The sequence below is a fragment of the Colwellia sp. 5_MG-2023 genome, assembly GCF_030547795.1.
Lineage (GTDB): Bacteria > Pseudomonadota > Gammaproteobacteria > Enterobacterales > Alteromonadaceae > Colwellia.
In genome coordinates this window covers 14723-26391 of sequence record NZ_JAUOPW010000020.1, presented here as the reverse complement: position 1 = coordinate 26391, position 11669 = coordinate 14723, and the positions used below count along the sequence as shown (strand labels likewise).

Annotated in this window: 7 protein-coding genes; all 7 read left to right on the top strand. The window is 36.5% G+C overall.

Annotated features, from left to right (window positions below; genetic code table 11):
* Nucleotides 1-10: 10 nt before the first annotated feature.
* Nucleotides 11-1306 (top strand): amidohydrolase family protein, encoded by a 1296-nt coding sequence (locus Q4496_RS13125; RefSeq protein ID WP_303610598.1) that lies wholly within the window; start codon nt 11-13, stop codon nt 1304-1306.
* Nucleotides 1307-1778: 472 nt separating this feature from the next.
* On the top strand, nt 1779-4388 hold the full coding sequence (locus Q4496_RS13120; protein WP_303610597.1) for a TonB-dependent receptor: 2610 nt from the start codon (nt 1779-1781) through the stop codon (nt 4386-4388).
* Between the two features lie 233 nt (nt 4389-4621).
* Nucleotides 4622-7312 (top strand): family 20 glycosylhydrolase, encoded by a 2691-nt coding sequence (locus tag Q4496_RS13115; protein WP_303610596.1) that lies wholly within the window; start codon nt 4622-4624, stop codon nt 7310-7312.
* A gap of 289 nt (nt 7313-7601) precedes the next feature.
* Nucleotides 7602-8525: an N-acetylglucosamine kinase gene (nagK, locus tag Q4496_RS13110; protein ID WP_303610595.1), complete on the top strand. Its 924-nt coding sequence runs from the start codon at nt 7602-7604 to the stop codon at nt 8523-8525.
* Nucleotides 8526-8589: 64 nt separating this feature from the next.
* Complete coding sequence (gene nagA / locus Q4496_RS13105) at nt 8590-9720, top strand: N-acetylglucosamine-6-phosphate deacetylase (protein ID WP_215971434.1); 1131 nt, start codon at nt 8590-8592, stop codon at nt 9718-9720.
* A 98-nt stretch (nt 9721-9818) separates the two neighbouring features.
* Nucleotides 9819-11129, top strand: a complete 1311-nt coding sequence (gene nagP / locus Q4496_RS13100) for an N-acetylglucosamine MFS transporter NagP (RefSeq protein WP_303610594.1) — start codon at nt 9819-9821, stop codon at nt 11127-11129.
* Between the two features lie 258 nt (nt 11130-11387).
* Entirely contained in the window at nt 11388-11612 is a 225-nt protein-coding gene (locus tag Q4496_RS13095) for a TIGR02922 family protein (protein ID WP_215971432.1), read from the top strand.
* Nucleotides 11613-11669: the final 57 nt, after the last annotated feature.

Below are 11669 nucleotides of genomic sequence, written 5' to 3'. Positions count from 1 at the left end.
GGGATAACTAATGAAAAATATTCAACAAAAAAAACAAACATTTATTTTACGTTCATTAGTAACAGCATCTCTTACCGTATTAGCGTTAACGAGTACTGCAGTAAATGCTAAAATCACGGCTATTACTAATGCCACTGTTCATACGGTAGCAAGCCAAGGAATTTTAGAGCAAGCCACTGTTATTATTGATGAAGGAGTCATTACTCAAGTTTATGAAAATGAGAATAGGCCTGAAAATATTGCAGCAGATGAAGTCATTGACGCCAAGGGAAGAGTATTAACCCCAGGTTTTATTGGAACCATGAATTCTTTAGGCTTAGTTGAAGTTGGCGCTGTATCAAGAACACGTGATGGTAGGGATGAAAAGGCAGATATCACCTTTGACGCTAGCTTAGCATTCAACCCTAAATCAACTTTAATTCCTTATACCCGTAAAGGTGGGATCACGAGCAATATATCGACACCCGTTGGCGGAGAAGGTCTGTTTGCAGGTCAAACATTTGCTGTTAACTTATCGGGTGATTTTTCGAGTATTATTGAAAAGCAAAATGCTGTTATTATTTATTTAGGCTCAGAAAGGAAAGGCTCTAGAGCACAAAAGTTACAAGCGCTAGATTATAAGTTTGCTGATGCTAAAAAAGCGTTAGCGAAGCAAAAAAATCAAACAGCGAAAGAGAAAAAAGAAGCGAAAGAGCCAAACCGTGATGAATTAGTTGTTAATGCTTTATTGGCGGGAGAAAAGCCATTATTAGCTTATGCTGACAGAGCAACTGACTTACTAGCTTTACTTACCTTGAAGAAAAAATATGGTATTGATTTAGTGTTGGTTGGTGCGAGTGATGCTGTACTTGTTGCCAAAGAAATAGCAGCAGCGGACGTACCGGTTATTTTAAGCTCAATTGATAATTTACCGAGTAGTTTTGACTCATTGCACGTTTCTTTAGCTAACATGGGAATATTAGCTAAAGCAGGCGTTAAGATTATTTTAGCACCTAAAGGTGAAAGTCATAATATTAATCAATTACGCTTTGATGCTGGTATTGCCGTTGCTAATGGCTTACCAAAAGCTGATGCTATTGCTTCGCTTACGGCTAATGTAGCTGATGTATTTAAACTTAACTCAGGTCGTATCGAAGTAGGAAAAAATGCTGATTTAGTATTATGGAGTGGTGATCCTTTGGAGTTAAGCACCAAAGTAGATTTTATGTGGATTAATGGTAAACCTGTTTCCACTCAATCACGTCAAGATGCTTTACGTGATCGTTATACTGAAAAAGGTAATATGCCAAAAGCTTATTATCAATAACACGTATTAAATTTTTATGAAAGGCGAACAATTTTGTTCGCCTTTTTTATTGGTAAATTGCGCTATTATTTTTATTCAAATCATATAATTTAACGATAAATTTCACTCTGTGTTAAAATTATGACGTATTTATGATAATTAAAAGTTGAATTTAGCTACATTAAAGCAAAATTTAAATTACTTTATTTCAATCACTTAAGAAAAAAATACATTTTAAATTAAATTATTTTTAGAATTTGACTAGCTAAATTTAAAAATAAGCGTTATGGTTTTAGTCGCCTTATGACAGCGTTGTCATGATTTATGACAGCGCTGTCGTAATATGAAAATAAAATATTTATATTACTGTATTAAAAAGATAGAGAGCTTCGATATAGTTTATTTCAGATAAGCTTGTGAAATTTATCAATAGTTCGCTGATACAAGAAAATTGAAATTAATTAAATAAAACAAAAATGAGTAAGGGAAATCTATGTCATCTAAAATATTTAAAAAAGGCGTGTTAGCTAGTTCAATCGCTTTAATCTTAGCTAGTGGTACTGCACCAATGGTAATGGCTGCAGAAGAAGTTACAGATAAAGAAATGGAAGTAATTAAAGTAACTGGTATTCGTGGTTCATTAAAAGCATCATTAAACGGTAAACGTTTTTCTGACGCCGTAGTTGATGTTGTATCAGCAGAAGATGTTGGTAAATTTCCAGATAGCGATGTTGGTGAGTCTTTAGCTCGAATTCCAGGGGTAGCAGTGTCCCGTCAGTTTGGCCAAGGTCAACAAGTCTCTATTCGTGGAGCCTCAGCACAGTTAACACGTACTTTATTAAATGGCCACTCAGTTGCATCTACTGGTTGGTATGATCAACAAGCGATTGACCGTAGTTTCAATTACTCTATGCTTCCTTCTGAAATTGTTGGTGGTCTAGAAGTTTATAAGTCCTCTCAAGCTGATTTAGTTGAAGGTGGTATTGGTGGTACGGTGATCGTTAAAACCCGTAAACCACTAGATTTAGACTCAAATACAGCTTTTTTAAGTATTAAAGGTGACTACGGAACGGTTTCTGAAGCTCTTGACCCTGAACTATCTGGTTTATACAGCTGGAAAAATGATGATGAATCATTTGGTGTTTTAGTTGCGGCTTCTTATTCTGAAACTGACTATCAACGTAATGGCATAGAGTCGTTACTAGGTTGGGGAGAAATTGTTCCAACAACTTTCCAACAAGAACGTGAACGTACAGCGGTAAACGTAGCTTTTCAATATAGACCAACGGACAATTTAGAGTTTGGTTTAAATATAATGTCATTAGACTTAGAAGCTGATAATGCTAATACCTCTGTATTTACCATGTTTCCTGATGATAAAGATGCAGCTTGTGAGCAAACAAATGCTGCTGGCGCATGTACTTTTTATCGTCGACCAGGTACCGGTGCTGACTCAGGTTGGGCACAAACTTGGGCACGTGAAACAGGCATGACTTCTGAAACTGTTGATCTTGATTTTAAATATGAAGCGGATGCCTACACGCTATCTGGTCGTGTTGGTTCTACCAAAGCTGAAGGTGGTACTGATTTAACAGCAAACTATGGTACATGGTTAGGTACTGCTGAAGATTATGCTGGTACATATGACGCAACAGGTAAAGTGATTGCTATTGATATCGCTAGAAATAGTTTTACTGCTGATGATTTTCAAGGCGATTTAGCCTCGGCAAGTTGGGCACTTAAAACACAACCGAACTCTGACGAAGAAACGTATTTAAATTTAGATTTAGAAGTCCCTGTTGAACTGGGTGTTATCTCTTCGATAAAAACAGGTTTCCGTTATGCAGATCATAGCGTTAAACAACAAACGTTTGCCGCTATTGCTCCTGATATTACAGGACAAGATGCTTCTGCATTTTATTCAGGTACCATTTCTGCGGGTGCAGGTTTTACACTACCCGCGCCAAATTTATCAGCTATGTTAAGTGACTCTAAGTCTTTTATTACTGGTTATGAAGAAGATAGAGCAGGATACGGAACAGTTGATGAAGAAAATGTTGCAATATATGCAATGGCTGATTTTAGTACCGATGGTATTCGAGGTAACTTAGGTCTACGTTATATTACAACAGATGCTTCATCTGATCATTATGCACTTAGCTCTACAGGTGTTCGTGATACTAATTTAACAAACGAATCTGCAAGTTATAATGAGTTATTACCAAGTATTAATGTAGTAATGGATTTAGCAGACAATATCATTTTACGTACATCAGCAGCACAAGTTATCTCTCGTCCAAACTATTCAGATATGTTTGCTACACAAGCGTTAACTGGTTATCACGATGGTATAGCAGCTAATGAAGTTCAAAATACAGGTAACGTTAGTTTAAGCCCTTTCAAAGCATTCCAAGCTGATATTGGTATTGAATGGTATTTCAGTGATGATGCTATGTTAAGTGCTACTTACTTTACTAAAGAAGTAAGCTCATTTATTTCATCGCAGCAAACACTTAATAACTCAATCGGCATTGTTGATAATGACTCTGCTGCTATCGGTCTTAATTGTGGTGGTGCTGACGGTGACTGTTGGACGGTAAGTAAGTCTGTTAACGGTGCTGGTGGTTCAATTGAAGGGATCGAAGTTCAAATTCAAGATGCCTTTGATAATGGTTATGGTTATTCAGTTAACTACACTTATGCCGATGCAGAATCTCCAGGTGAAAACTACCCTGATGAAGTGAGTGTTTTTTCTGACTCGTCTAAGCATACTGTTAACTTAGTTGGTTTTTATGAAAATGATGACTTCTCTGCACGTATTGCTTATAACTGGCGTTCTGAGTACATGATGCGTGAATTACCTGGTTTTTACGGTAACAGAGAGCATCAAGATTACGGTTCTTTAGATTTTAGTGGCTCTTATGCAGCAACCGACTATATCGATATTACTTTTGAAGCGGTTAACATTACCGAAGAAGACAGTATTCAAATTGGTGTTGCGAGTTTAGATGCTAGTGTTACTGATGAATTTAAAGCGGGTTACCCTGCTTGGAGTTTTGAAGGTGAAGCTCGTTATAAAGTGGGTGTTAGCATACGTTTTTAATAAGTAGCTAATATTAGTTAATATTGCGAAAGCCCAGCAAATGCTGGGTTTTTCATTATTTAATGATGTTACTTTGTTTACTTATCTTTCATACTCTTGGCAAAAAAATGCCGTCGACTATTTGAATTAAGTTACTTTATTCTAATAGTGAACATTTATTGTAGAGTAGTAAGTTAGTATTTATCTAGTACATCATTGTAATGAGCATCAAACAAATTTTATGGATTAGAAACATGAATCAAAAAACACTACCAAAGATGCGTTTATCAACATTTGTTGCTTTGTCATTGAGCTTATTTCTTTTAGGTTGTGAAAATAGTAACCAAAAACCAAATCAGACTATAGAATCTGTTGTGCCCAAAGCATTACCCGACGCTAAACAAAGCGATATTGATAATATTGCCAACAATCTTGACGTCAAATACCGAGTGATCAGTAATGTGCCAACACAATATTGTGATGCTAATGTTAGTGATGGCGCCTGTTTTGAAGTAGAGTTAAGTTTTACTGCAAAAGAGCCTATCGATACTAAAGGATGGTCGATCTATTTCAGTCAGATTTCTCCGGTCCAATCATCGATAAGTGATGAGTTTAGTGTTACGCATATAAATGGTGATTTACATAAAATTACTTTGTTAAACAATTTTTCAGGCTTTAAAGCTAATGAAACGAAAAAAGTAACTTTTAGAGCTAATTTCTGGATGCTATCAGAAACCGATGCGCTACCAAATTATCTGGTTACGTCGTTAGGTTTACAAGCTAGAGTCATTACCAGTACTAAACCGATAACAGACCAAGAAACTAAATTAGAAGTATTACCTTTTATTGTACCTTTTACCGATGAAATTACTCAATTTAAACGCAGCAGTGGTGATAGCACACGATGGTTAACAAGCCAAAGTTTATATAAGCGTAATGCTCAAGGAGTCGCTGATTTAGCGGAAGAGCTGCCGACAATTTCTCAAGCAATCATACCAACACCTAAATCAGTTCGCTTTGATGAAAACAATACTTTGGTTAATGTGGCTGAAGGAATTAATGTTGATTATTTAAATGTAGTCCCTAAGGCAGTGGATGCGGCGTTAAAGCATTTATCAATGCTAGGTCTTAAGCAAAACAATCAGGGCTACCCTGTTACATTAAAAGTGGAGCCAGATAATACTAAAGCAATCGGTAGCTATAAACTATCTGTTAATAGCAAAGAAATTAGTATCATTGGTGTTGATGAGAATGGTGTTTTTAATGGCTTACAGTCACTTGCAAGCTTGTATACCATAGGGCATAAAACCTTGCCTGTTGTTGAAGTAGATGATGAGCCACATTATGCTTTTCGAGGTATGTTGGTTGATGTTGCACGTAACTTCCATTCTAAAGAATTTATTCTAACGTTATTAGATCAAATGGCGGCTTATAAGTTAAATAAACTACATTTACACCTTGGGGATGATGAAGGTTGGCGTCTAGAAATTCCAAGTTTACCTGAACTTACTGAGCTATCAAGTAAACGCTGTTTCGATACACAAGAGCAAACATGTTTGATATCGCAGTTAGGTGCTGGTGTAGATAGTGAGTCATCGATTAATGGTTTTTATAGTGTAAGTGATTATCAAGAGATTTTAAAAGCAGCGACGGCAAGACATATTCAAGTAATTCCTTCACTAGATATGCCGGGACATTCACGTGCGGCGATGAAGGCTATGGCTGCTCGATATAATAAGTATCAGGCACTTGAGGAAACTGAAAAAGCAACACAATTCTTGCTTGATGACTTCGAAGATAAGACGGAATATTCGTCAGTGCAGTTTTATAATGATAATACACTTAATGTTTGTCTTGAATCGACATACGATTTTATATTGGAAGTAATGACGCAAGTAAAACAAATTCATAGTGAGGCTGGACAACCATTAACTCGTTACCATATTGGTGCTGATGAAACTGCAGGTGCATGGCTTGAATCGCCTGCATGTAAAGCGTTTGTGGCAAAAAATGACCAAGGCGTTTCAAAGATGAGTGATCTTGGCGCTTACTTTATTGAACGAGTTGCTGGTATTTTATTAAGTCTTGATATTGAAGTAGCAGGTTGGAGTGATGGGATGGAACATACCCGTAAGGAAAATATGCCTGCTATAGTACAAGCTAATTCTTGGGATGTGCTTTTTTGGGAAGGGCATAAAAAAGTACATGCTTTAGCAAACCGTGATTGGCAAGTCGTGCTTTCTTCTCCTGATGTTTTATATTTTGACTTTCCATATGAGGCTGATCCAAAAGAACACGGTTATTACTGGGCATCTCGTCATACCAACACAGAGAAAGTTTTTCAATTTATGCCTGATAACTTACCAGCTCATGCAGAGTTTTGGTTGGACAGAGAAGACAATAGTTATGTTGCTGATGATACCAAGTCGACACTAGCTAAAGGACAAACCTTTTTAGGCATTCAAGGTCAACTTTGGAGTGAAAATACACGTAGTGATGAAGTTGCAGAACATAAAATATATCCACGTTTAATCGCTTTAGCAGAACGCGCTTGGCATCTACCTAGCTGGGCAATACCATATAATTATGATGGCGCTATATACAGTCAAACGACAGGCTTATTTACAACAGATATGAAAAAATCTCGAGATGATGACTGGCGTTTATTTGCACAAGTTTTAGGTCAAAAAGAGCTTCCTAAGTTAGAGTTAGCTGGAGTAGATTATCGCTTGCCAACAGTAGGTGCTGTAATTGAAGATGGGGTACTAAAAGCTAATATCGCTTTTCCAGGGCTTACTATTGAATATCAAATAAATAATACTGAAAGTGGACCGTCAATTTGGCACACGTATACAGCACCAGTTAAAGTAACTGGCGCGGTATCTGTTCGTAGTCGTGCTATTAATGGTTTAAGAACAGGGCGCATTACTAAAGTTACTAAGTAATGATTTTTATATTATCGATAAAGATGAAAAACAATAATTTTTTCGTCTTTATCGATAATTAATTCTTTATATTTCTTTTAATATCAGGATGTTATATTTTTTCGTTAACTAAAATATTGGTAAATATTAATAATTAATGAAAAAATAAATGACAACGCTGTCATCTAAAGGTAAGATAAATGAATAAATCAATTTAATTTAATTCTTTTTATATTGCTTATTTATTAGAAGTAGCACTAACAATACGAAAGCAAGATATTGAATAATTGAGAAAAATTTTGAGGTTAGTATGCTCACAAGCTGTGACAATAACAAAGCGCTATTTCTAGGAATAGACGGTGGTGGAAGCAAGTGTAAAGCCATTGTAATGAATGAAAACAATGAAATTCTGGGAACAGGAATTTCTGGACCAGGCAACCCTCTACATGGAATAGGGCAAGCAACTGATTCAATTACAGAGTCTGCACTGTTGGCATTAAAAGATGCAGGATTAACACATATTAACTTAAGCGAAATTTATGCTGGCGTTGGTTTAGCAGGGGTTAATTTACCTATTCAGTTTAAGCAAATGCAAGAATGGCAAAGCCCATTTAAAGGCTTATTTTTAGCGCACGATTTACTTATTGCTTGTTTAGGTGCTCATCATAGTAGTAATGGTGCGGTCATCATTTCAGGTACAGGCTCTTGTGGATTTTCATGTATTGATGACCAAGAAGTTATCATTGGTGGGCATGGTTTTCCTCAAGGTGACATTGGTAGTGGTGCTTGGTTTGGGTTACAAGCAGTGAAGCAAGTATTACTTTCTCTTGATGGTATTGCTGAAGATTCAATAATGAATGATGTGTTATTAGCAAAATTACATTGTGCTGATGCGACATCTATCGTTGAAAAAGTAGCGGGAAAAAAAGCAACTTATTTTGCTCAACTAGCAAATTTAGTGTTTGATGCTGCAGAGCAGGGCGATAATATTGCTATTGCAATTGTCACAGAAGGTGCCGAATACATTAATAGTATTGCTCGTGTGTTATTAACTAAAATGCCCGCGCGTATATCAATGCTTGGCGGTTTAACAATACGGTTGAAACCTTGGCTTGATAAAAATTTGCAAGAAAAATTAGCCGAGCCATTAAGTCCTCCAGAAGTTGGAGCTGTATTGTTTGCCCGTAAAGAGCTAGCAATGCAACAAAGCTTAAGTGTAGTTCAAAGTGCGTAGTTGAGCTAGAAACGAGTCGATAACTAGCATAGGCACACTAGAAATATTTAAGGATTAACATTAAATGACACAACTTAGATTTCACGCCAAACGTTTATTTGATGGTCAGCAATTTATTGATGATCAAGTATTAACCATTACTAATGGTGTTATTAGCGCGATAGATCAAAATATTAATGATGTAGATATTGTAGCATCAGATTTAGTTGTGCCAGGGTTTATTGATTTACAAGTTAATGGTGGAGGTGGCGCTTTATTTAACGACTCTCCTTCTGTTGAGAAGCTTGAAATTATTATGTCAGCTCATGCAAAGTTTGGTACCACAGCAATGATGCCAACGTTAATCACTGACAAAGTAGACGTGATGACGCAAGCAGCTGATGCTATATCAGAAGCAATAACCAAGAAAATACCAGGCATAGTGGGTATTCACTTCGAAGGCCCTCATTTATCCTTAGCCAAAAAAGGCACTCACAGTGGTGACCTTATTCGTCCAATTTCTGATGCTGAATGGCAAATATTATCACGAAAAGACATGGGGCAAGTGATGGTTACTTTAGCCCCAGAGACTGTTTCTGCAAAAGATATAGCGCGCATGGTTGAACTAGGTATTAAAGTTTGTTTAGGACACACTAATGCAGACTTTTGTACAGCGCAAAAAGCGGTTGATGCTGGCGCAACTGGTTTTACGCATTTGTTTAATGCTATGTCACCATTACAAGGTCGAGAGCCAGGAGTCGTGGGTTGCGCCTTGTTAAATGATAATACTCAATGTGGTTTAATTGTTGATGGTCATCATGTTGATTATGCAAGTTGTAAGTTAGCGATTAAAACTAAACCTGCCGGAGGAATATTTTTAGTCACAGATGCAATGCCACCAGTTGGAACTAATATGACAGAATTCCCTTTATATGACAGAACGGTTTATGTAGACAAGGGCAAGTTAACGTCAACCACAGGTGAATTAGCAGGCTCATCTTTAGATATGGCTACAGCAGTAAAAAATACACATTTAGGTTTGAATATTCCTCTAGGTGAATCAATACGTATGGCGAGTTTATATCCAGCACAATACTTGTATGAAAATCAAAATATTATTCGTGGAGAGTTAAAGGTAGGGATGCAGGCAGATATGGTTGTTTTAAAAGAAGATTTCACTGTTTTATCTACTTGGATTGCTGGAGAAAAAGTTTAATTAATAGCGATAAAATTTATTTGAGTAGTAAATAAAAATAATTAAAAAGTTAGTGTTATTTTAATCGCTAACATACTAAAAAAGAGGAAGTTAGAGAAATGTCATTACCTATAAATGAACAAGAGCAATCAAATAACTCAAAGAGTAATGTGTTACCTATGGCAATAGTTGCAGGGCTATTCTTTATCTTAGGTTTTGCTACTTGGTTAAACGGCTCGTTAATGCCTTACCTTAAACAAATATTACAGTTATCACCTTTTCAAGCATCTTTGATCTTATTCTCTTTTTACATCGCAGTAACTTTTACCGCACTACCGTCTGCTGCCATTATTCGTAAAGTTGGCTATAAAAACGGTATGGCATTAGGGATGGCGACTATGATGGCTGCAGGCTTATTATTCATCCCTGCAGCTAAAACACAAATATTTGCTTTGTTTCTCTTAGCTCAATTAGTAATGGGAGCAGGTCAAACCTTATTACAAACAGCTGTTAATCCTTATGTTGTTCGCCTTGGACCTGAAGAATCAGCTGCAGCACGTATTTCTGTTATGGGCATCTTAAATAAAGGCGCAGGTGTTGTTGCTCCTATTGTTTTTACCGCGCTTATTTTAAGTGGTTTTGGTGATACGGCTAATACTGAATTAACCGAAATAGAAATTGATGGTATGGCTGATGCGCTAGTCACGCCGTATTTGGGCATGGCTTTATTTATTGGTTTATTAGGATTTGCTGTTAAAAAATCGCCATTACCTGAGCTAGAAAGAGAAGTAGATGAAGGTGATAACAAAGGACAGCTAAAAGAAGCGCTGTCTCATCCTAACTTAGCGCTAGGTGTATTAGCATTATTTTTCTATGTGGCTGTTGAGGTCATTGCAGGTGATACCATTGGAACGTTTGCGTTATCGTTAGGTGTTAAAAATTATAGTGTGATGACGTCATATACTATGGGGTGCATGGTTGTTGGTTACATTTTAGGTATTATTTTAATACCTCGTTTTATTTCGCAACAAACAGCATTAACTATTTCTGCGCTACTTGGTGTATTACTGAGCTTAGGTGTTGTTTTTGGTGATAATAATTCATTTGTTATCGCTAATGGGCTTTCATTTATTTTAGGTGAAGCACAATTCCCAGATACACTGATCCTAATAGCATTTCTTGGTCTAGCTAATGCGATTGTTTGGCCAGCAGTATTTCCTTTAGCTTTATCTGGCATGGGTAAGCTAACTAGTATTGGTTCAGCACTATTAGTTATGGGGATTTCAGGTGGCGCATTTGGTCCTTTATTTTGGGGACTGGCAAGCGGCACTTCTATGGGGCAACAAGGCGGGTATATTGTGATGTTACCTTGTTATTTATTTATTCTATTTTATGCCGTAAAAGGCTGCAAAATGAAAAGTTGGAAGTAGTTAGATACATAATTACGACTAACGAAAGAATTACGAATATTGGTACTTCCTTCTAGCCAGTATTTGTAAAAAATCTCTGCGGTCAAAATTAATAATTTCAATTATTTATTTTGAAAGTTGAGGGTGCGTTAAACGGTCATTTGATCGACCCTGGGCCTTTATGGTTCAGGGTTTTTTTATGCGCAAAGTAAATAGCTTTACTAATAAGTTATTCGTGTATAATCTATCACCATATTTATTATTAAAGTTGTCAATACTATGTCGGAGCTTCAACGTAAAGTGACCATTATTTATTATCAAGATAATGGTTTAGAACTGCATCATACGGTGGAAATATTTGATCAGAACTTATCTGGAAGAGTTATTATTCCAAAAGAATTTAAAGATGGTAAATCTATTATTGCTGTTTGTGACGGGGAAGTTGAGATTCTCAACAAGATTGGAGATCGTATACTTTCGGTTAATTACGTTACTTCAAACTAAATTAACTTAAGTGATTTTAAGGACGGTAGTGTATTAATTCAGTGGCTGTGAGGTAAG